This is a genomic window from Nocardia sp. NBC_00508, from assembly GCF_036346875.1.
GTDB lineage: Bacteria > Actinomycetota > Actinomycetes > Mycobacteriales > Mycobacteriaceae > Nocardia.
Genome location: NZ_CP107852.1, coordinates 6,471,698 through 6,493,383, shown reverse-complemented (window position 1 = coordinate 6,493,383; position 21,686 = coordinate 6,471,698). Strand labels below are relative to the sequence as shown.

The following is a 21,686-nucleotide window of genomic DNA, read 5'->3' as shown; positions in this document are numbered from 1 at the left end:
CTCATCGTCACTCGCCGGCCCGACCGCCGCACCCCGGCATCGTCCACACCCTCGTGAGGTACCTTCATGCTCAATTTGTCTGTGCTGCTGGAAGATACAGCCCGCCGCAACCCGGACCGCGACGCCGTCGTCGCGGGAGATGAGAGATTGACCTACGCACAGGTCGACGCCGCAGCCAACCAAATTGCCAACCTGCTCGTCGCGCACGGCGTCGAACCGGGCGACAAAGTCGCGCTGTCGTGCCCGAATCTGGCGTGGTTCCCGATCATCTACTACGGCATCCTCAAATCCGGCGCTGTCGTGGTCCCGCTCAACATTCTGCTCAAGGACCGCGAAATCGCCTACCACCTGGACGATTCCGATGCCGTAGCTTATTTCTGCTACCAGGGCACCCCGGAACTTCCGATCGGTGACTACGGTCGCGCGGGTTTCGACCGCGCACCGAATTGCCGCCACTTGTTCGTCATCGACTCACCCGCCCCGAAGTCCCGCGATCTGATCGGTGAGTTCGCCACCGCCGTGCAGGCGCAGTCCACCGAGTTCGCCACCCGCCGCCGCGAAGCGGGCGATACCGCGGTGATCCTCTACACCTCCGGCACCACCGGCAAACCCAAGGGCGCCGAGCTGACCCAGGCAAACATGCTGCTCAACACGCTCGCCGCTAATCGGCAGTTCGACAACGATCCTGCCCGACACGACCGGCATCTGGTGGTGCTGCCGCTGTTCCATTCCTTCGCGCAGACGGTGAACATGAATGCCGGGTTCTCCGTCGCCGCGACTCTGGTCCTGCAACCCCGATTCGACGCCGCCACCGCGCTGACGCTGATGCCCGCCGAACAGATCACCTTCTTCGCCGGCGTGCCGACAATGTACTGGGGGCTGCTCGGCGCCCTGGACGACACCGTCGACCCCCGACACATCAACGACCATCTGCGACTGGCCGTCTCCGGCGGCGCTGCCCTGCCCGTCGAGATCCTCAGCCGCTTCCGGCAGAGGTTCGGCGTCGACATCGCCGAAGGCTACGGGCTGTCGGAAACCTCGCCGTTGGCCACCTTCGCCGACCTCGATGACGAGCCACGCCCGGGGTCGATCGGACGACCGGTCTGGGGAGTGGAGGTTCGCCTGATCGACGACGAGTGGAACACCGTCACCGGCGACGATGCCGTTGGCGAGATCGCCATCCGCGGCCACAACATCATGAAGGGCTACTACAACAGGCCCGACGCCACCACCGAGGTCATCCGCGACGGCTGGTTCCGCACCGGCGATCTGGCGCGGCGCGACACCGACGGCTACTACTACATCGTCGACCGCGCCAAGGACATGATCGTGCGCGGTGGTCTCAATGTCTATCCGCGTGAAGTCGAAGAAATCCTCATGACCCACGAGGCGGTGTCGCTTGCCGCCGTCATCGGCGTCCCGCACGACAGCCACGGCGAGGAAATCAAGGCATTCATCATCCCGGCCCATGGAACCCCACCGACCGAGGACGCGCTCATCGCCTGGGCCGAGCAGCACATGGCCGCCTACAAGTACCCCCGCCACATCGAATTCGTCCGGACCCTCCCGATGACCGCCACAGGCAAGATCCTCAAACGTGAACTCCGCACTCACAGCTGAAACTCACTGCGCGACAACACTATTGGCCTCCGCACGGGATAGCGGAAACATCAGGAGATCATCATGACACTGTCCGGGAAGAGCGCCGTCGTCACCGGCGCCGGCCAGGGACTGGGCAAGGCCATCGCACTGTCGATGGCACAAGCAAGCGCCGACATCGTCGCCTGCGACATCCAGACCGACACACTGACCGACCTCACCGATCAGATCCACGCACTGGGTCGCGAATGCATGGCGGTACCCGTCGACGTCTCCGACCGGCCCGGGGTCGACCAGATGTTCGCCGACGCCGCCGACCGTTTCGGCGCCATCCACATCCTGGTCAACAATGCCGCGATCGTGCCAACGGCACCGGCCGAGGAGACACGCCGCAATCTGCACTACGCCTACCTGACCACACCCATCGAGCGCCGGTCGCTGGGCATCACCACCAGCCTCACTGACGAGGACTGGCTCAAATGGTGGGACGTCAACGTCCACGGCGTGTTCTACTGCACCCGCGCTGCCCTGCGCTACATGGAATCACAGCGCTACGGGCGCATCATCAACATCGCCTCCGTCGCCGGCATCTCGGCGGCCAGCGCGCACAGCCCCGGCTACTCCGCCGCCAAGGCCGCCGTCGCCAGCCTGACCAAAACCGTCGCGCTCGACGTCGCCGGAGCAAACATCCTCGTCAATGCGATCGCCTGCGGCGCTGTCCTGACCCCGCCGTTCCAGGCCTACCTCGACAAGGCCACCCCCGAGCAGAAAAACAGCCTCTACCAGCAGATACCGCTCGGCAGGCTCGGCACGCCCGAGGAGTACGCCTCCCTGGCGGTCTACCTCGCCGGCGACAACCACTACCTCGTCGGCCAGATCATCAGCCCCAACGGAGGAGCAGTCATCTGACCCCCGCGGCAGGGACCCCTGGCCGCGTCATCCTGGAGCATCACCATGAACCACGCCACCGCACCGGTCATCGTCATCGTCGCGGGCCTCGGCGAGCACACCGACGATCACTGGCACACCCAGCTCGCCGCAACGCAGCCCAACGCCCGCACCGTGCCCCCACCACCCGGCTCGGCGCGCATGGACCGCCACGCCTGGGTTGCGGCACTCGACACCACCCTGTCGGAGATCACCGACGAGGTCGTCCTGGTCGCTCACAGCGCCGGGGTGCTCACCGTCGTCCACTGGGCCCAGCACCCCACCCGAGACATCCGCGCAGCCCTTCTGGTCACACCACCGGACTTCGAAACACCACTCGCCGACGGCTACCCCACCACTTCCCAGCTCACCGACCACGGCTGGAACCCCATCCCACGGCGCCGGCTGCCATTCCCAACCATCCTGGCCGCCAGCACCAACGACCCCTTCGCCACCCGCCGCCGCGTGGCAGGCATGGCCGAAGCCTGGGGCAGTCGCCTGCTCGACCTCGGCCCGGTCGGACACCTCGATCCCGCCGCCGGTTACGGACCCTGGCCCCGAGCCGGACAACTGATAGATGACCTGACCTCAACCACCGTGCACCCGACCACCGGTCTGCACCGATCCCACCGATGAATTCAAGGAACCAGAAGATGAGGAAAACCACCACCGCCGCCGCCGCCGCGCTCGCCGCGACAGCCATCGCAATCACCACCGCCACAGCCCACGCCACCCCGCAACCCCCCGACGACCAGGCCGCCGTGCACTACGAAGTCAGCCGCCGCGGCGATTCCGCCGTACTGACCACCAGCGATGGAAAACTGAAACTCGTCGACGATCAACTCGTCCTCACCGACACCACCGACCAACCCGTCGCCGCCATCCCACTCACCTACCGCATCGACAACATCGCCTACCCGGTCAACGCCCAAATCGATGGCACCACAGCCACACTCACCCCATCCAAGACCGACGGTCGTCCGACACAGGCCGTCACCCCGAACGAGATCATCACCACAGACCAAGCCGCCACACAAGTCGCCGAATCCTTCACACCCCGCGACGGCCAAGCCCTCGGCGTCTTCGCCCAACGCGCCGCCATCGCCGCCGCCGTCAGCGCCGTCCTGGGCGCCGTCCTCGGCGCCGGCGCCGGCTGCCTCGTCGGCGCCGCAGCAGGCGCCGCGATCACCAGCCCCCTCATCGTCCTGCTCGTGCCCTTCGTCGGCGCCACCATCGCCGGCTGCGTCCTCGGCGCAGCCACCCTCGGCGCAGTCGGCTCCATGATCGGGCTCGTCGTGGCCGGCGGACCCATCACCCTGTTCTCCGCCATCCAGTACTTCTCCACCATCCTCGCACCCTGCCCACCCGACCTCCCCTACTGCAAAGACCCCGCACAACCGGTCACACCACCCAAATAGCGTGAGTTACGGCGCCGACGGCGGATCTTCCGTGCCTATCACCGCCGAATTGGTCAAGGCCTGAACAGGATTCGGCACGACGAAGCCCCTGGCTGATCGAACGCCAGGGGCTTCGTCACGCGGCGGGAACGAGTTCCTCCCGAACAACGTCTTCAGGTTCTCGTGGATCGCGATCCGTTCCCGCGGCGTCAACGACTCCGAACCGGCCCGACCCCACCACCCCGGTGATACGCCGCACACCCGCGTCGACTGCCCGCCGCATCAACTCTGGACCGATTTCGGCGAGCCCCGCCGTGTCGGTGATACGCAGTCGGCTGACTCCTTCGAGTGCCGCGTCCAGCGTCTCGGCGCGATATGCGTGCCCGCCAGACACTCCTCCGGCGAGAACGCATTCGCAGCCGCAGCAGGATTCCGCGTCAGCGCCCGAACGCGCTCTCCTCGGCGCACCAGCTCTATCACCGCGTGGCGGCCGGTGTTTCCGGTGGCGCCGGTAACCAGAGAGTTCCCGGTGGGAACCCTGCACCGCAAGATGTCCACAACTCTGCGAGCGGGCTATTGGAGACGTCGCCGACGTGTTGTCGCCCGTGGCGAAACGGCTCGGCGTGGTCCCGGTCACCGCCAGCCGGTTGCGAATTGCAGTGCGAGACTGGAAGAACCGAGGGCGATGGCGAGGATGCCACCGAACAGCAGCGGGCGGTATCCGGCACTGCGCAGTCGCTGCCAGGTCAACGTGGTTCCTATGGCGGCGAGGACCGCGGCGATCAGCCAAGCGCTGACGTGGCCGAGGGGGGTGGTCCACGAGGGCGGGACGACGCCCGCGCCCGCGATGCCGGAAGCGGCGAGGAACAGCACGACGAAGGGCGGAACGGTGCGCCACAGCGGTGTGCTCGTGGTGCCGGTGTTGCGCCGCATCCCGAGATGCAGCCCGACGCACATCGGGACGATCGCCAGGCTGCGCACCAGCTTGACGATGACGGCGAAATGCGCCGCGGCGGAACCGAAGGTCACGCCTGCTGCGAGCACCGAGGACGTGTCGTTGATCGCGGTACCCGCCCAGAGGCCGAATGCCTCCTGGGACAGGCCGAACAGGTGGCCGAGGGGTGGATAAACAAGGACGGCAACGACATTGAAGACGAAGATGGTGCCGAGAGCGTAGGCGACGCGATCTCGGTCGGGTTTGATGACCGCCGTGGCAGCGGCGATCGCGGAAGCTCCGCAGATAGTGGTGCCCACCGCCACCAGGATGGCCGATTCCCGGTCGAGGGCGAGCAAGCGACCGACGACGAGCGCGGCGAGCGCGCCGACGAGCAGGGTGCCGATCAGCACGATCGCCGTGCGACGGCCCACGCTGACCACCGCCGCGACGGGCAGGCCGAGCCCGAGCACGACAATGGCCGCGCCCAGCAGATGCTGCTGGGTCATCGCCAGCCCGGAAGCGAAACGCTCGTCGTGGGTTCGGTGAGTGAACACGCCGAACATCGCGCCACCGAGCAATGCGAGCACGGGCCCGCCGATGACGGGCAGCACGGTGCCCAGGAGGATCGCCACGGTGGCGAGCACCGCCGCGACGAGAACACCGGGACCATGCCGGCGAAGAGATGTCATCTTCTAGACAATCGTGACCGGCGAAGTGTTCCGGTAGCCATCGAGAGCGCAGGACCTCATAAGCCGCGCTGATGGGGTGGCCGATGCCGCGGAATCGTCGGGTGCGCATAATCTGCTCATGACGCTGCCGCCCGGGACACCTGATCTGGAGGTGCTCGATCTGCTCGTCTCCGTCGCGGAGCTGGGCAGTCTCGGCGCGGCCGCGCGCAGGCACGGCATCAGCCAGCCCGCGGCGAGTATGCGGATCAGCGCCCTGGAGCGGCGGCTGCGGCTACGGTTGCTGGATCGCGGTCCGACCGGCTCGGCGCTCACCGACGCGGGACGCGTCGTCGTAGGGCATGCACGCGGGGTGCTGGAGGCCGCGCGCGCCTTTGGCGCCGGGGTGGCCGCCCTGCACGCCGCGCAGGTGCCGCACCTGCGGATCGCCGCGTCGAAAACCATTGCCGACCACCGAATTCCGCAGTGGCTCACCGCCTTGCGCGCATCGTGTCCGGACGTGGCCGTATCCCTCGAAGTGGACAACACCCGGCATGTCGCCGAGCTGGTCCGGAATGCCGAGGCGGACATCGGGTTCGTGGAGGGTCCGCACCCGCCACCCGGCCTCGGCAGTCGGGTGCTCGGAGCAGACGAACTCGTCGTCGTGGTCGCGCCGGACCATCCGTGGGCGCGTCGCCGCCGTCCGGTGACGTTGCGCGAACTCGCCATCACCCCGCTGCTGTGGCGCGAGCCGGGCTCGGGAACCCGCGACACGGTGTGGGAGATCCTTGGTGCGGAATGCCAGCCTGCTCCCCCCGCCGCCGAGCTGGGCTCGGCGGCGGCGATCGTCGCGTCGGCGCGGTCGGGTGTCGCGCCCGCGGTGCTGAGCCGATTGATCGCGGCGCCCGACCTGGCCAGCGGAACCCTCGCGGAGGTGCCCGTGGCGAACTCGGTTGTGCTCACGAGAAAGTTCCGCGCGATCTGGCGTCGCCAGGCGCCCCCGTCGGGACCGGCGGAAATCTTGGCCCAGTGCGCCGCCGGTGGCGGCGAACCTGGCGCAGGCAACCGGTGAAACTGCTATCCCGGCAACGGGGCACCACCCGGCGCACGGCGCTGCCTCGCCGGATCAGGAACATCCTGCGGGTACGAGGAACGCACGGCTCCAGCGACAGCAATCCCTCGACGGTGAAACCACCCCGTTCTGGGACATCGTGGCCCAGGAGATGTACCGAACTCCCGGTCGAGCTCGTTACGCCAACCGTTGTTTCCCGGCTTGGGCGGGTGTCCCGTTTTCGGCGAGGCCGGTCAAAGCGTGTGGCAATGGGCCCTGGTGTAGGACGCCGAGGCGCTGGGTGGCGCGAGTGAGGGCCACGTAGAGCTCGGCCGCGCCGCGTGGGCCGTCGGCGAGGATCCGTTCCGGCTCGACCACCAGGACGGCGTCGTACTCCAGGCCCTTCGTCTCCGACGGCGCCACCACGCCTGGCACACCCGGCGGCCCGATCACCACGCTGGTGCCTTCGCGACCGGCTTCGTCGCGTTCGAATTCCTCGATGGCAGCGGACAGTTCGTCCTCGGCAACTCGCCTGGACCAGGGCTGGACGCCGCACGCGCGGACCGACTCCGGTGGCTGGACTCCGGGCGCGAACTCGGCGAGCAGCGCGGCGGCGACGGTCATGATCTCCGCCGGGGTGCGGTAGTTCACCGACAATGACCGGTAGAGCCAGCGGCCGGGCACATACCGCTCCAGCATCGCATCCCACGAGGTCGCTCCGGCGACCGACCGGCGTTGGGCGAGATCGCCGACCACCGTGAAGGATCGGCCCGGGCAGCGCCGCATCAGCACCCGCCAGTCCATTTCGGACAGTTCTTGGGCCTCGTCGACCACGACGTGCCGGTAGGTCCAGTCCCGGTCCGCGGCGGCGCGTTCGGCGAGTTCACGGGTGTCCCGCTCGACGAAGCGTTCCGCCAGGTCCTCGGCGTACACCATGTCCTGGGCGAGCAGGTGGTCCTCGTCGTCCATCAGGTCCTCGCGGCTGATGAGGATGTCCAGTACGCCAGCCGCGTACTCCGCCTCGGCCTGCTGTTCCCGCTCGGCCGCGCGGTCGGCCGACTTGTCGCGGCCGAGCAGATCGACCAGTTCGTCGAGCAGCGGCACGTCCGACACCGTCCAGGCATCGCCATCGGCGCGCAACAGCACCCGGTCGGCGCCCGCGGCTCGCAACCGCTCCAAGGACATGTAGAGCTGTGCCAACAGTGTTTCCGGCGTCAGTATCGGCCAGAGTTCGTCGAGCGCGGCGCTGAACTGGTCGTTGTCCGCGAGCTCCTCGACCAGGTCCGCCCGCAGGTTCTCCCATGCCTCGCGGTCCGCCCGGGTCAGCCAGCCCCGGCCGATCCGGGCTATCGCCCGTTCGGTGAGCACCCATGTGACGATCTCACGGAACACCGCGCGGGCTTCGTTGTGCGGCAGCCCGCTCGCGCGCGCCTCCTCCCTGGCCCACTCCGCGGTCTCGGCGTCGATGCGCACCGTGACGTCGGTCAGTTCGATCGGCAGCGGATGCTCCGGCAGACGCTGCCGATCGGCGACCGCCGCCGCGAGCACGTCCAGGATCTGCAGCGAGCCCTTGAGCCGCGCGGCGTCCGGGGTGTCCTCGGCGGTGACGCGCAGACCGGGCATCAGGTCGCCGGTAGTCATGAACACGACGTTCGTCTCGCCCAGCGATGGTAGAACGCGTCCGATGTGGTTCAGGAACGCCGGATTGGGCCCGACTACGAGCACGCCATGGCGTTCCATCCGCTCCCGCTGGGTGTAGAGCAGGTACGCGACGCGGTGCAGGGCCACCACGGTCTTCCCGGTGCCCGGGCCGCCCTCGATCACCAGCACCCCTGGGTGTTCGAGCCGGATGATCTGGTCCTGTTCGGCCTGGATCGTTGCCACGATGTCGCGCATCCCGTCGCCGCGCGGCGCGTTGACCGCCGCGAGCAGCGCCGCGTCCCCTCGCTCACTACCGCCGGGGCGGCCGAGGACCTCGTCGGTGAAATCGACCACGTGACGCCCGCGGGTGTGGAACTGGCGGCGGCGGCGCATGTTCTCCGGGCTGGCGGCGGTGGCGACGTAGAAGGCGCGCGCCGCCGGCGCCCGCCAATCGAGCAACAGCGGTTCGTACTCGTTTTCCTCGTCGAACAAGCCGATCCGGCCGATGTAGGAACGTTCGCCCGAAAGGGTGTCCAACCGGCCGAAACACAGCCCATTGTCCGCCACGTCCAGCCGCTTCACCTGTCCGGCCAGCGCGCGTACCTCGACATCCCGTTCCATGAGTGTCCCGCCGTTTCCGCGCAACGCCGCGCTGTACTGTCCCTTCGCTCGCGCGCGCTCGGCGTCGAGTCGCGTGTAGAGCCCGGCAACGTAGCTACGCTCGGACCGCAATTCGTCTTCGTACCCTCGAGTTGACACATGCCCCTCACTTTCCGTGGCTCAACGATCTTGTGCGGTTCACGCGGACACCGGCGTCCTTTCTCGGCTGACCGCGTCGAGCAGCAGCTTCGCGGCCACCGTGGCCCCGTCGGTGCGGATCGTGCCTGCCACAGCGGTCGCTCGAGCGCGGGTCTCGGGGCAACAACGCACGCACTTCGCTACCCCCTCTCCGCAGTTTCCGACTTCGGCCAGCGATTCTGCGGCACGACCCGGGTCTTGCCGCAAGCCCCCGGGTGCGTTATACGTTGAAGGTGGAAGGGAAGATGATCCGCCGTCGCTGCCGACCATTCGAGGTCTGACGGGTAAGAACCAGAATCGCGAGCGATCATCACATGAGCGCGAATCAGGAACTCACGCCGCTGCGTTACGACCAGACGGGCCTGCGAGGAAGGCTCGCCCGGGTCTTGGTCGAGCAGCCCACCGATGAGATCGATTGGCCCGCCGACCTACCGGCCGGGATCGATACTGTCGTGATCCTCGACGATGAACCGAACCCACATCACACACTGCGGGTGCACCCGCTGGACGACCCCACTAACATAGCCTTGGTCGTGTTCGACCAGTTGGCGCTCTGTGCGGACCAGCGACAGATGGACCCGCGACGGATCGAGCTCAACCGCAGGCACAGCCGGGAGATGGGCCTGCTGTTTCATCGGTTCCTCGACGCCCATCCGGATGTCGAATCCGAAGTTGCCGGAGCACAGATGACCGCGGCCCAAGATGCCGCATGGACTGCATACAGCGCCGCGCTGCTTGCTCGACATCAGGCCGAGCGATCCGCCCTTGCGGACGAGATCGAAGCCGGACAGCGACAGCGCGACGGCCAGTAGATCAACGATAGCGGCGCCAGCGAACTCGACGAACCGTGGCTGCGACCGAATCCCGAAGTCACCGCGAACAGCTGATCACCGGGTACCGGCAGCTCATCCGACTCGCGCGTGCCGAAGGACTACTGATCACCGGCGGCACCCTGCTGCCCTATCGTGGCGCCCCGTTCTACAGCGAACGGTGCGCCACAGCGGGCCGTTCGTGGCGGCGGCGCCGTCATGCACCCCCTTCGGGGCCGACGGAAATCCTTGCGCGGTGCGCCGCCGGTGGCGGCGAACAGGGCACCCGCAACTGGTGATACTGCCGCTGCCCCGATCATTTCCGCAGGTAGAACGGTTGCGGAAAAATCGATAACTGGCGTAACCATTCGGTAATTGCGCGAAACGTCGCACGTAACGATTTCTTTCCAGCATTTGCCCCATGACAGCCAGGACGTACCAGGGCCACCCGCCCAGGACCGGCAACCGGGATCTCGGGACCACGCGGCGCACCGCACCTGCCCGTCGGATCAGGGACATCCTGCGTGCACGAATCCGCAGCGGCGTCTATGGCAACCGGCCGTTGCCGTCCGAAGCGCAGTTGGCCGCGGACTTCGACACCAGCCGCAATATCGTGCGCGACGCCCTGACGCTGCTGCGCGACGAAGGCCTCGTCGACCGGGTTCCCGGTGCGGGCACCTTCGTCGTCGCGGACAAGGCCGTCCAGGGTCTCGATCGTCTCCGTGGCCTCGCCGAAACCTTCGCCACCGGTAGCGACCGAGTGGTCAACCGGGTCCTGCTCGCGGATGTGGTGCCTGCGACTCCGATCGTCGCCGAACGGCTGGAACTGGAACCGGCCACGCCGGTGGTGGTGCTGGAGCGGATCCGCTACCTCGACGGCGCACCACTGTCGCTGGACGCGAGCTATCTCACCGCAGATGTCGGCGTGCCGCTGCTGGAGCTGGATCTGACCGGCTGCGACGTGTTCGGCCTGCTGGAAGCCGAACTCGGAATGCCGCTCGGCTCCGCCGCCGTCTCGATCGAGGCGGTCGCCGCCGATCCGACGGTGGCGGGACTGCTCGAGGTGCGGCCGGGCTCGCCGCTGCTGTTCCTGGAGCGCCTCACCTACACCGATTCAGGCAGGCCCATCGACCTCGAGTACGTCCGCTACCGCGGTGACCGTTTCTCGCTGTCCGGCCGCCTGCACCGCACTCCGGTCACGCCGAATCGCGGTGCGGCCGAACCGAACGAAGGGGCTGATCCGAGATGACCATGCAAATCCCACCGGTCGCACAGCGTAGGGAGCTGAGTTGCGATGTGCTCGTCGTCGGCGGCGGCACCGCGGGAACGATGGCCGCGCTCACCGCGGCGCGGCACGGCGCGAGCGTCCTGCTGCTGGAGAAGGCCCATGTCCGGCATTCCGGTGCGCTGGCGATGGGCATGGACGGCGTCAACAACGCCGTCGTGCCCGGGAAGGCGAGCCCGGAGGACTACGTCGCCGACATCACGGTCGCCAACGATGGAATCGTCAACCAGCGCACCGTGTATCAGACCGCGACCCGCGGTTTCGAGATGGTGCAGCGGCTGGAGGGCTACGGGGTCAAGTTCGAAAAGGACGAGCACGGCGAGTATGCCGTCCGCAAGGTGCACCGCTCCGGCAGCTACGTGCTGCCGATGCCGGAAGGCCGAGACGTCAAGAAGGTGCTCTATCGCACGCTGCGCGCCAGAGACGTCCGCGCGAAGGTGACGATCAGCAATCGGGTGATGCCCGTGCGCGTGCTCACGGTAGCGGGACGCGCTGTCGGTGCGGTCGGATTCGATACGCGCACCGGCGAGTTCGTCACGATCTCGGCGGGAGCGGTGATCCTGTCCACCGGATCGTGCGGACGCCTCGGCCTGCCCGCCAGCGGCTATCTCTACGGCACCTACGAGAACCCGACGAACGCGGGTGACGGCTACGCGATGGCCTATCACGCGGGCGCCGAACTGTCGGGCATCGAATGCTTCCAGATCAACCCGCTGATCAAGGATTACAACGGCCCGGCTTGCGCGTATGTCGCCAATCCCTTCGGCGGCTACCAGGTCAATGCCGAGGGAAACCGCTTCGTCGACTGCGACTATTGGTCCGGCCAGATGATGGCGGAGGTCAAGCGAGAACTCGACAGCGCCCGCGGACCGATCTATCTCAAGCTCAGCCACCTGCCGGACGCCACCATCCGGCAGATCGAAGGCATTCTGCACACCACCGAGCGCCCGACCCGCGGCACGTTCCACACCGGTCGCGGCACCGACTACCGCACCCGCGACATCGAGATGCACATCTCCGAGATCGGCTTGTGCAGTGGTCATTCCGCGTCTGGCGTCTGGGTCGACGAGCATGCCGCGACGACCGTGCCGGGCCTGTACGCAGCGGGCGACATGGCGCTGGTGCCACACAACTACATGATCGGCGCTTTCGTGTATGGCGATATCGCCGGCGAGAACGCCAGCGAGTATGCCCGCGATGTGGCTCGACCGCCGCTCCCTGAGGATCAGATCGAAGCCGCACACGCGCTGATCTACCGCCCGCTGAGCAATCCGGATGGACCACCGCAGCAACAGGTCGAGTACAAGCTGCGCCGTTTCGTGAACGACTATCTCCAGCCACCCAAGACGCAGAGCTATCTGACCCTCGGACTGGAGGCCTTCGAGCGGATGCACGCCGATATCGCGCAGATGGGCGGCCACACCGCGCACGAACTCATGCGCTGCGCCGAGGTGACGTTCATCCGGGATTGCGCGGAGATGGCCGCGCGGGCGTCGCTGCGGCGCACCGAAAGCCGCTGGGGCCTCTACCACCAGCGCTCCGACCGACCGGAACGCGACGACGCCGAATGGTTCTGCCACCTCAATCTGTTCCGCGGGGAAACCGGCGACATGCAGTTCCGGACGCGCCCGGTGGCACCGTACATCGTTCCGGTGCCCGGATTCATCCGGCCCGACGGTGTCGCGGACGTCACCGCGCCGGAACTGGTCGGCGCGTGGGGTGCGCGGTGAGCGCGCGGCTGCTCGAGCTGATGGATCTGGCCGAGGAATGCCCCGGGCTCGACGAACTGCGCCCGTTCCTCACCGACAGCGATCCCGAGGTGCGCCGTACCGCCCTGTCGGTGCTCAGCGAGACCGCCGAGGAGTGGACCGAGTCCTCCCCGCTGATCGCCGCCGGGTTGACCGACGCGGACGTGACTGTCCGGCACGCCGCGATCGGCTTGCTGACCGAACTGCTCGAGGTGCTTGTCGCCGGACCCGAGTTCGACGCAGCCTTGCGCGGATGTGTGACCGCGGACGAGCCCGCCGTGCGGTCGGCCGCGATCGAGGCGCTCTGGCGGCATCGCCGGACCGATGCGGCCGAACTGTCCAGCTGGCTCGCCGACCCCAACGTCGAGGTGCGCCGGACGGTCGTGAGCGGCTTGACCTCGGTCGACGCGCTCGACGAGCTGGCCGCCGCGGCGTCGGACCCGACTCCGATGGTCCGGATCGCGGTGGCGAAAGGCGTTGCGGCGGTTGGCGATCCACGTGGAGCCGCGACGCTGATCGGATTGGCGGGCGACGCCGACGCGCTGGTCCGCGCAGCCGCGCTGACGGGCTTGGCGCAGACCGGCTGCGGTGATCGCGCCGTGTCCGTCGCCGCCGCCGCGATCACCGACCCGGCCTGGCAGGTGCGCCAAGGCGCGGCGATCGCGCTGTCGGCGGCCGACGCCGAATACGCCGCGCCGCATCTCATCTCCGCGGTCACCGACGACAACCTCGATGTCCGCAAGGCCGCCGTTCGCGCCCTCGCCGAGCGGATCGCCGAGTACCTCGAGGTCACCGCCGCCCTCCAGACCGCACTGGAAGACCCGGACGCCGATGTCCGCGCCTTCGCCCGCATCGGCATAGCCAATTCTCGGAAGGAACACTGATGGCCCAGGTCAACACTCGAATCGACGTGCCGGTCACCGTCGACGAGCAGAAATGTATCGACGGCTGCACGCTGTGCGTCGACATGTGCCCGCTGGACTCGCTCGCGATCCACCCCGACAGCGGAAAGGCATACATGCACGTGGACGAATGCTGGTATTGCGGACCGTGCGCCGCGCGCTGCCCAGTCGGGGCAGTGACCGTCGACATCCCGTATTTGCTGCGCTGATACGGGGCGGAGAGCGACGAGATGAGGACACCACGCATGACCGTACGGAGCACCGCGACACTGGTGCTGGCGATCACCACGGCCACGACCCTGGTCGCAGGCTGTGGCGCGGCGGACGACGGCGACACCGTCACCGTGAACATCGGCTACCAATCCAAGACCATCAACACCGTCACCGCGGGCACACTGCTGCGTGATCGCGGCACGTTCGAGGCGAAGCTCGCCGAACTCGGCAAGGCGAAAGGTGTCCGGTACCGGGTCGAGTGGAAGGACTTCGCGGCGGGGCCACCGCTGACCGCGCAGATGCTGGCCGGCCAGGTGGACATCGGATCGATGGGCGATGCGCCGATCCTGGTGAACGGCTCCAAGACCCGCGAGCACCCGGATGTGAAATCCGAACTGATCGCGGTGACCGGCTACAATCTGCGCGGATCGCTGAATCAGATTGTCGTTCCGCGGAATTCCCCCGCCGCGACCTTGAGCGACCTGCGTGGCAGAGTCGTCTCGACCAGCGTGGGCTCCGCCGCGCACGGAATGCTGGTCACCGGGCTGTCCGCCGCCGGGATGGCGATCGATGACGTGAAACTGCTCGGCCAGGACCCGGCCGTCGGTGCGTCGGCGTTGCAGGGTGACCAGGCAGCGGCGCTGGCCCAGTTCGTGCCCTGGCCGCAGAAGCTCGTCTTCGATGGCAAGGCACGGCTGCTCTACGACGGTGGCAGCGCGAACATCCCGACGTTCCACGCGGTCGTCGCGAACGAACGATTCGGCGAACGCAATCCCGACATCGTCACCGCGTTCCTCGCCGCGCAGCGCGAAACCGCCGACTACGTCAACCAGCATCCGGTCGCGGCGGCCCAGCGCGTCGCGGAACTCACGGGCATTCCGGCGGAGGTGGTCTACCTCTACAACGGCCCCAACGGGTTGGTGAGTTTCGACCAGACCATCAAACAGCCCCTGGTCGACGCCCTCGCGAAACTGCTGCCTTTTCTCAAAGGGCTCGGCGCTGTGGCCGACCTGAATCTCGGCGAATTCGTCGATGACAAGTACGTGCGCGCACTCTACGGCGGCGACTACGAGGCGCAGCGCGCGAGCACCACCGCACCGAGTCCGCTGACCGGTACCGATGCCGTGTGCGGCGGCGTCGTGAGCAACCCTGCCACCGCATCCGAGGTGTGGTTCAGGGGGCAGGACAGCACGGTGGCCAGCCGGACACCGACCTGCCTGCTGCGCCAGATCGCCCAGCACGGCAGTGAGGTCCGGATGGCTTACGTGCCCGACGCCGTGACCGGCACGCGCATCTTCGCCACGACCGCCACGTGGGTGGGTGATCCGGCCGCCGGACCCGACGATCGCCTGCTCCCGTTCGCGGTCGAGGGGGACGCGAAGGCCTATGTGAGCAGTCATCCCGGCAGCGCGATTCTCGACTACGCCGCAGCGCTGCAGGCGCGCTAGCCACCACCCGATCGAGATCAGGAGGCTCGACATGACGGTATCCGCGGAACCGATTCCCGTAATCCAGACCACGATTCCCGAGTCCGGGGCAACCGAGCGGACCGGTGCGCGTCCCCTGCCGACGCGCCTACCGCACCGACTGCGCGCCGCACTGCTCACTGCGGCCCCGCTGGCGGCCCTGGTACTGCTCTGGTATCTGCTCACCGCCAACCAGGTGGTGTTCTGGCTGCGGTTCGACAAGATCCCCACGCCTGCGGAGGTTTTCGGCTCCTTCCGCACGCAACTCGGCACCGGCACCTACTACGGCAACATCCTGTCGAGCACCCGGCGCATCATGGTCGGGTTCGGGCTCGCCACCGTCAGCGGTGTGCTGGTCGGCATGGCCATCGGCCGGTCGAATCTGGTCAGCGCACTCGTGCGCCCGGTGCTCGAGGTCTTCCGGCCGATTCCGGCGATCGCGTTGGTGCCCTTGGCGATTCTGCTGTTCCCCACCGGCGAGCAGGGAATCGTGTTCATCACCTTCTTCGCCGCGTTCTTCCCGGTGGCGGTCAGCACGATCCATGCGATGCACGCGCTGCCGAAAGTCTGGGAAGAGGCAGCCCGCACGCTCGGCGCCCGGCGTTGGGAAATCCTGTTCCGGATCGCGCTTCCCGGTGCGCTGCCCGGCATCTTCTCGGGACTGTCCGTGGCCATGGGTGTCGCCTGGATCTGCGTCATCAGTGCCGAGATGATCTCCGGTCAGTTCGGTATCGGCTACTTCACCTGGCAGTCCTACGGGCTGCTCGACTACTCGAGCGTCGTGGTCGGCATGCTGTCGATCGGCCTGCTCGGCTGGGCGACGGCGTGGCTGGTCGAGCTGACCGGTCGCCGGGTCAACCGCTGGCTGCCGAGGTCGGTCCGATGAGCGAGCGCAGCGAGCGAACGATCGGCACAGTCGGCCACGACGGTCATGACGGAGCCGAGCGCCGGCGAGGCGGAGTCATGAGCGGCGGGGCCGCCGTGCGGATGCACGGCCTGCGAATCGCCTACGGCGACAGCATCGCCGCGGAGGTCGACCTGGAGATCGATCCGGGCGAGATCGTCGTCCTGCTCGGACCGTCAGGATGCGGCAAGTCGACGATCCTGCGCGCGATGGCGGGCCTGCTCGACCCGGCAAGCGGAACCGCGGAAGTGGATGGGCAAGCCGTCGGCGCGGCCGGGGTGCAGTGCGCGATGGTGTTCCAGGAGGATGCGCTGCTGCCGTGGCGCACTGCGCGGAAGAACGTGGAGTTCGCCTTGCGGCTGCGTGGGGTGTCGCGCAAGGCGTGCCGCGACCGAGCGCTCGCGCTGCTGGACCAGGTAGGGCTGAACGGTTTCGGCGATCACCTCCCCGGTGCCCTGTCGGGCGGCATGCGTCAGCGGGTGCAGCTGGCGCGCACCTTGGCCGCGCAACCGCGCGTGCTGTTGATGGACGAGCCGTTCGGCGCGCTGGACGCGCAGACCCGCGCCGACATGCAGCGGCTGCTGATCTCGGTGTGGCAGCGGAACAAGACCACCGTGCTGTTCGTCACCCATGACGTGGACGAGGCGCTGCTGCTCGCCGACCGGGTCGTGCTGCTCACACCGCGCCCGGCACGCATCCAGCGCGTCATCACCATCGAGAACCCGCGGGCGCCGGGTGCGCGGTTCGAACCCGAATTCGCCCGCAGACGATACGAGATCCTGGCCGCCCTCGGCGAGACGGACGAGGCCGGCGAGCCGGTCGGCGTGGCCGCGACGGCGAGCCCGGACAACTGAGGAGCACACCATGACCTTCGTCATCGGCGAGTCCTGCGTCGACATCATGGATCGGGCCTGCGTGGAGGAGTGCCCGGTGGACTGCATCTACGTCGGCGGCCGCATGGCCTACATCCACCCCACCGAATGCGTGGATTGTGGTGCGTGCGAGCCGGTGTGCCCGGTCGAGGCGATCTACCTCGACGCGGACGTGCCCGCCGATCAGCGGCAGTTCATCGCGGAGAACGCCCGGTTCTTCGCCGAGCCGCTGCCGGGCCGCACCGAGCCGCTCGGATCTCCCGGCAGCGCGGCCAAGGCCGGTGAGCTGGGGGTGGACACTCCTTTCGTGCAGGCGTTCTCGCGATGACCGGAACGGAACGTCCACTGCGGGTAGCGATCGTGGGCGCCGGACCGGCCGGGATCTACGCCGCCGACGCCTTGATGAAGGCGTTGCCGGGTCGCTCCGCGGGCTCCGCTCCTGGCGATGCCGAGGTGAGTATCGACCTGTTCGAGCGCATGCCTGCACCGTTCGGGCTGATCCGCTACGGCGTCGCGCCCGACCACCCGCGGATCAAGGGCATCATCACCGCGCTGCACAAGGTGCTGGACAAGCCGCAGGTGCGGCTGCTGGGCAACATCGACTACGGCACCGACATCACCCTCGATGACCTGCGCGCCTTCTACGACGCGGTGATCTTCTCCACCGGCGCCAACGCCGACCGCGCGCTGCCCATCCCCGGCATCGACCTGGACGGCTCCTACGGCGCCGCGGACTTCGTATCCTGGTACGACGGCCACCCCGACGTGCCGCGCTCCTGGCCGCTGGACGCGCAGAAGGTCGCCGTCCTCGGCGTCGGCAACGTCGCCCTGGACGTGGCCCGCGTGCTGGCCAAGACCGGCGACGAACTGCTGCCCACCGAGATCCCGCCGAACGTCTACCACGGCCTGAAGGACAACAAGGCCCTCGAGGTCCACGTCTTCGGCCGCCGCGGCCCCGCCCAGGCCAAGTTCACCCCGCTGGAACTGCGCGAACTCGACCACTCCCCGACCATCGAGGTCATCGTCGACCCCGCCGACATCGACTACGACGAAGGCTCCGAAGCCGCGCGCAGGCATTCCAAGCAGGTCGACATGGTCGCCAACACCCTCGAGCAGTGGGCCATCCGCGATGCCGGTAACCGGCCGCACAAGCTGTTCCTGCACTTCTTCGAGTCCCCCGCCGAGGTGCTCGGCGACAACGGCAAGGTCGTCGGCCTGCGCACCGAACGCACCCAGCTCGACGGCACCGGCAACGTCAAGGGCACCGGCGTCTACAGGGACTGGGACGTGCAGGCGGTCTACCGCGCCGTCGGCTACCTGTCGCAGAACATCAGCAGCCTGCCCTTCGACGACCAGGCCGGCACCGTACCCAACGAAGCCGGCCGCGTGATCGCCGACGAGAACGCCGACGGCGCCGAACGCTACCTGCCCGCCACCTACGTGACCGGCTGGATCAAACGCGGCCCGGTCGGCCTGATCGGCCACACCAAGGGCGACGCCAACGAAACCATCGCCTGCCTGCTCGACGACGCCCCCCGCTTCACCCCGGCCCAGCGGCCCGACCCCGAAGCCGTCACCGAGTTCCTCGAAGCCAAGGGCATCCCGTTCACCACCTGGGCCGGCTGGTACCGCCTCGACGCCCACGAACGCTCCCTCGGCGAACCCGAAGGCCGCGAACGCGTCAAGGTCGTCGAGCGCGAGGACATGCTGCGCGCCAGCCTGCACTGACGCTCCTGCGGCTGGTTGTGTCCCCGGCTGGAAGCCAGCCTGATCGCGAGCCCTGGGCACGGTGCCGCGAAGAGCCGAGAATGGGTGCCATGACGGCGTGGCATACCGGCATCGCCGCCCACTCGGCGGCCCCACGGGCAAACCAGAACGCGGACGGCCGTACGCGGCACCGGCGCACGGATCTGGTCTGGTATGCCGCCTATGGCTCGAATATGAGCCTGACCAGGCTGCGCACCTACCTGCGCGGAGGCTGTCCCGAAGGCGGAACGCTCACCCTGCCCGGCTGCCGCGACCGCTCCGACCCGATCCGCTCGGTGCCCCTCCTGCTTCCCGGCCTGCTGTATTTCGCCACTGAATCGCTGACCTGGACCGGCGGCCGCGCCTTCTACGATCCGGATTGCCCGGGTGAGATGGCCGCGCACGCCCACCTGCTCACCGCCGCCCAGTTCGGCGACATCGTGGCCCAGGAGATGTACCGCGCACCCGGCACGGAGCTGGACCTCGCCGCAGTGATCGACCGCGGCACGACCACACTGGGCCCCGGGCGGTACGAAACGCTGGTTTGCGCGGGTACCTACGACAGTTACCCCGTGCTGACCTTCACCGCGCCATGGCGCTATCGCGATGTGCCGGGCAACCCGCCCGCCGCCGCCTACGTGCGGCACCTGGCCGCAGGCCTGCGCGCCGCACACGGCTGGTCCATCCGGACGACGGCAGGCTATCTCGCCACCCGCCCCGGCGCCGATCGCCGATGGACACCGGATTCCGTCCATGCACTGCTCTGCGCGGGCGGCTTGTAGGCGGCAAGCCATTGCCCGCCAGGGTTTTCGGGCTGTCCTATCCGGTAGCCGAGGTACCGGCGTGCGGTGGATTCGTCTACGAGGAAACGTCCGTCGCCGCGGGCCGGGCGACGACGGCGTGGGGCTCGTCTCCGGAGTCCCGATAGCTGCGCGCGACGAGCGCCGCGCGCAGGTACCACACCCCGGAGGCTTGGGCGGGGTCGAACCCGGTCAGCTGACCGATGCGTTTGAGCCGGTAGTCGACCGTGTTGGTGTGGATGTGCAGCGATCGTGCGGTGCGCTGGCGGTTCAGGTTGGTGCCGATATGACGCCTGAGCGTTTCGAGGAGTTCGGGGTGCTCGTCCAGCGGATCGAGCAGCGTCCGCAGCGTTTCCAGCCCAGGGCCGGGGCGGGTGAGCTGGTACTCCAGCGCGAGGTCGTCGAATCGGAACAGCCCGTGCGTCCAGCGCAGCCGCTGCACCATGTCGAGCAGTTCGTGCGCGCGATCGGCGGCCGTGGGCACTTCGACCGGTGTCGCGGCGACCACCGTCGCGACGACCGGTACCTGCGCGGCGCCGCCGAGGCACTCCACCAGCTCGTCGAGGGCTTTGTCCTCCGGTGACGCGGACGGTAGCAGGATGGTGCCGCCGTCGACGCTCAGTAGCGACAGCACTGTGTCGCCACAGCGGGTCGCGAGTTCGGATTGCACGCGACGCAACTTTCGCCGGGCCACCACCGCGCTGTCGAGTCGCGGATTCCTCTCGTCGGGATGTCCCGGAATGGCAACGGCGAGAACGGAATACGAATCGGAGATCGGAATGCCGCATTCGCGGGCCATGGTGAAGGTGGGGTGCCCGCCGAGCAGCGCGGAGACGAGCGTGTGCGCGGCGGTGTGGTGTTCGCCGACCACGGCACGCAGCTCGGTGACGTAGGCGCGCGAGACGGTCGAGGTGATGGTGTCCAGGATTTCCAGCAGGCGACGGCTGATGTCCTTGAGGCTGTCGAAGTCCGCGGCCGTCGCGTTCGCGACGATCAGGTCGAAGCCGAGTTTGAATCCCTCGTGCACGGCGTGGTGGATGGTGTCGATCGGGATGCCCTCGCGCGCCCAGCCGGCCGCGGCGGTACGCAGCAGGAGCGTCTTCTCCGGGATGTCGCTGCCGTCGAGCATGCTGACGGCCAGCTCCAGGCACAGACGGGTGATATTGGTGATGTCGCCGTTGAGCGCCTCGCCGGGTAATGTCCGGCAGTGCGCGACGGTTTCGATGAAGTGGCCGACCATTTTGCGCGACAGATTCCGCACATCTCGCAGCGAAGAACTGGCCGGGCGGCCCGACAAGGTCAAATCCGGACCTGCCGAATCGGTGATGGACATCGTGACTCCTTCCCTCCCCGATCGCGGAAAGTACTCCACGGTAACTTGACCGGTTCGGCCTTCCGAGTGCCGCGCTCCCGGTTGGGGACACCGCCCGAAACCGGACCGCCGGGCCTGTGAAGGATCACAACACGCATGCGCGCGGTCGAAATCTTTCGGTCCCCGCCGTAACGTCGGTGCCGGCAGGGTCGTCGCGCGGAGGGAGGGCCATGACCATCGGCCCGCACGAAGAAGATCGGCACACCGACGAGGTGCCCCGGCGCGTCGATCGTGGTCATTCCCGGCACGCCGGACCCGACGCGCTGATCAAAATGGGCCTGGAACTGGCCCTCGTCCTGATCGACGCGGCCGAAGCCGCGGGCAGCCTCGCCCTCGGCAGGTTCGAGCACGCCACCAGCCGGTGCGCCCAGGCCGGCATCCCGATCGAAGCGGTACACGCGGTCCTGCGCGACGGTGTCGACGCGGGCCTCGCTCTGCCCGCGGCCGAATCACCGGAGCGCCGCGCGCCGCGTGACCGGGTCGAGCCCGGCAGGCTCAGTGAATTCCTGGAGGCGCTGAACTCGGTGGTGGCGCGCAGTTACGCCAACTGACCC

The 21,686-nt window shown here is 68.0% G+C and carries 19 protein-coding genes and 1 pseudogene; 17 read left to right on the top strand and 3 right to left on the bottom strand.

Translation table 11 applies throughout. The features are described from left to right. Positions 1–66 precede the first annotated feature (66 nt). From OHA40_RS29315 to OHA40_RS29300, 4 genes are all read left to right on the top strand, one after another. Positions 67–1,620: a long-chain-fatty-acid--CoA ligase gene (locus OHA40_RS29315; protein WP_330230072.1), complete on the top strand. Its 1,554-nt coding sequence runs from the start codon at positions 67–69 to the stop codon at positions 1,618–1,620. Between the two features lie 63 nt (positions 1,621–1,683). Continuing rightward, complete coding sequence (locus OHA40_RS29310) at positions 1,684–2,508, top strand: SDR family NAD(P)-dependent oxidoreductase (RefSeq protein ID WP_330230071.1); 825 nt, start codon at positions 1,684–1,686, stop codon at positions 2,506–2,508. Positions 2,509–2,553: 45 nt separating this feature from the next. Continuing rightward, on the top strand, positions 2,554–3,162 hold the full coding sequence (locus OHA40_RS29305) for an RBBP9/YdeN family alpha/beta hydrolase (protein WP_330230070.1): 609 nt from the start codon (positions 2,554–2,556) through the stop codon (positions 3,160–3,162). Positions 3,163–3,179: 17 nt separating this feature from the next. After that, entirely contained in the window at positions 3,180–3,944 is a 765-nt protein-coding gene (locus OHA40_RS29300) for a hypothetical protein (protein ID WP_330230069.1), read from the top strand. 612 nt (positions 3,945–4,556) lie between these two features. Here the strand turns inward: OHA40_RS29300 and OHA40_RS29290 are convergent. Beyond that, complete coding sequence (locus OHA40_RS29290) at positions 4,557–5,549, bottom strand: YeiH family protein (protein ID WP_330230068.1); 993 nt, start codon at positions 5,547–5,549, stop codon at positions 4,557–4,559. Between the two features lie 118 nt (positions 5,550–5,667). Here OHA40_RS29290 and OHA40_RS29285 point away from each other — a divergent pair, with 118 nt between their 5' ends. After that, the gene (locus OHA40_RS29285; RefSeq protein WP_330230067.1) at positions 5,668–6,597 is read left to right on the top strand and encodes a LysR substrate-binding domain-containing protein; all 930 of its coding nucleotides are present in this window, start codon (positions 5,668–5,670) and stop codon (positions 6,595–6,597) included. Between the two features lie 177 nt (positions 6,598–6,774). Here the strand turns inward: OHA40_RS29285 and helR are convergent, their stop codons facing one another. Beyond that, the gene (helR, locus tag OHA40_RS29280) at positions 6,775–8,976 is read right to left on the bottom strand and encodes an RNA polymerase recycling motor ATPase HelR (protein WP_330230066.1); all 2,202 of its coding nucleotides are present in this window, start codon (positions 8,974–8,976) and stop codon (positions 6,775–6,777) included. 353 nt (positions 8,977–9,329) lie between these two features. On the opposite strand from helR, the gene OHA40_RS29275 reads away from it, so the two are divergent. The 11 genes and pseudogenes from OHA40_RS29275 to OHA40_RS29225 all read left to right on the top strand — a co-directional run bounded on the left by OHA40_RS29275 (position 9,330) and on the right by OHA40_RS29225 (position 19,742). Then, positions 9,330–9,827, top strand: a complete 498-nt coding sequence (locus OHA40_RS29275; protein WP_330230065.1) for a DUF7161 family protein — start codon at positions 9,330–9,332, stop codon at positions 9,825–9,827. A gap of 35 nt (positions 9,828–9,862) precedes the next feature. After that, the gene (locus tag OHA40_RS29270; protein WP_330230064.1) at positions 9,863–10,123 is read left to right on the top strand and encodes a hypothetical protein; all 261 of its coding nucleotides are present in this window, start codon (positions 9,863–9,865) and stop codon (positions 10,121–10,123) included. 122 nt (positions 10,124–10,245) lie between these two features. Then, complete coding sequence (locus OHA40_RS29265; protein WP_330230063.1) at positions 10,246–11,073, top strand: GntR family transcriptional regulator; 828 nt, start codon at positions 10,246–10,248, stop codon at positions 11,071–11,073. 2 nt (positions 11,074–11,075) lie between these two features. Further along, a pseudogene (locus OHA40_RS29260) lies at positions 11,076–13,741 on the top strand (fumarate reductase/succinate dehydrogenase flavoprotein subunit). Then, positions 13,741–13,968 carry a 4Fe-4S dicluster domain-containing protein gene (locus OHA40_RS29255; RefSeq protein WP_330230062.1) on the top strand — a complete coding sequence of 76 codons (228 nt, stop codon included), beginning with the start codon at positions 13,741–13,743 and terminating at the stop codon, positions 13,966–13,968. Before OHA40_RS29260 ends, OHA40_RS29255 begins: the two are co-directional and overlap by 1 nt. Positions 13,969–14,004: 36 nt before the next feature. Continuing rightward, entirely contained in the window at positions 14,005–15,420 is a 1,416-nt protein-coding gene (locus OHA40_RS29250) for an ABC transporter substrate-binding protein (RefSeq protein ID WP_330230061.1), read from the top strand. A 31-nt stretch (positions 15,421–15,451) separates the two neighbouring features. Further along, positions 15,452–16,324 carry an ABC transporter permease gene (locus tag OHA40_RS29245; RefSeq protein WP_330230060.1) on the top strand — a complete coding sequence of 291 codons (873 nt, stop codon included), beginning with the start codon at positions 15,452–15,454 and terminating at the stop codon, positions 16,322–16,324. Positions 16,325–16,401: 77 nt separating this feature from the next. Continuing rightward, positions 16,402–17,196, top strand: coding sequence for an ABC transporter ATP-binding protein (locus OHA40_RS29240; protein ID WP_330230059.1), 795 nt, complete (start codon positions 16,402–16,404; stop codon positions 17,194–17,196). A 10-nt stretch (positions 17,197–17,206) separates the two neighbouring features. Further along, entirely contained in the window at positions 17,207–17,542 is a 336-nt protein-coding gene (gene fdxA / locus OHA40_RS29235) for a ferredoxin (protein ID WP_330230058.1), read from the top strand. Then, positions 17,539–18,942: an FAD-dependent oxidoreductase gene (locus OHA40_RS29230; RefSeq protein WP_330230057.1), complete on the top strand. Its 1,404-nt coding sequence runs from the start codon at positions 17,539–17,541 to the stop codon at positions 18,940–18,942. The genes fdxA and OHA40_RS29230 overlap by 4 nt, the downstream gene beginning before the upstream one ends. 89 nt (positions 18,943–19,031) lie before the next feature. Then, positions 19,032–19,742, top strand: coding sequence for a histone deacetylase (locus OHA40_RS29225; protein WP_330230056.1), 711 nt, complete (start codon positions 19,032–19,034; stop codon positions 19,740–19,742). Positions 19,743–19,818: 76 nt separating this feature from the next. On the opposite strand, the gene OHA40_RS29220 is transcribed toward OHA40_RS29225, so the two are convergent. Further along, complete coding sequence (locus tag OHA40_RS29220) at positions 19,819–21,093, bottom strand: PucR family transcriptional regulator (RefSeq protein ID WP_330230055.1); 1,275 nt, start codon at positions 21,091–21,093, stop codon at positions 19,819–19,821. Between the two features lie 209 nt (positions 21,094–21,302). Here OHA40_RS29220 and OHA40_RS29215 point away from each other — a divergent pair, with 209 nt between their 5' ends. Then, positions 21,303–21,683: a hypothetical protein gene (locus OHA40_RS29215; protein WP_330230054.1), complete on the top strand. Its 381-nt coding sequence runs from the start codon at positions 21,303–21,305 to the stop codon at positions 21,681–21,683. Positions 21,684–21,686 lie beyond the last annotated feature (3 nt).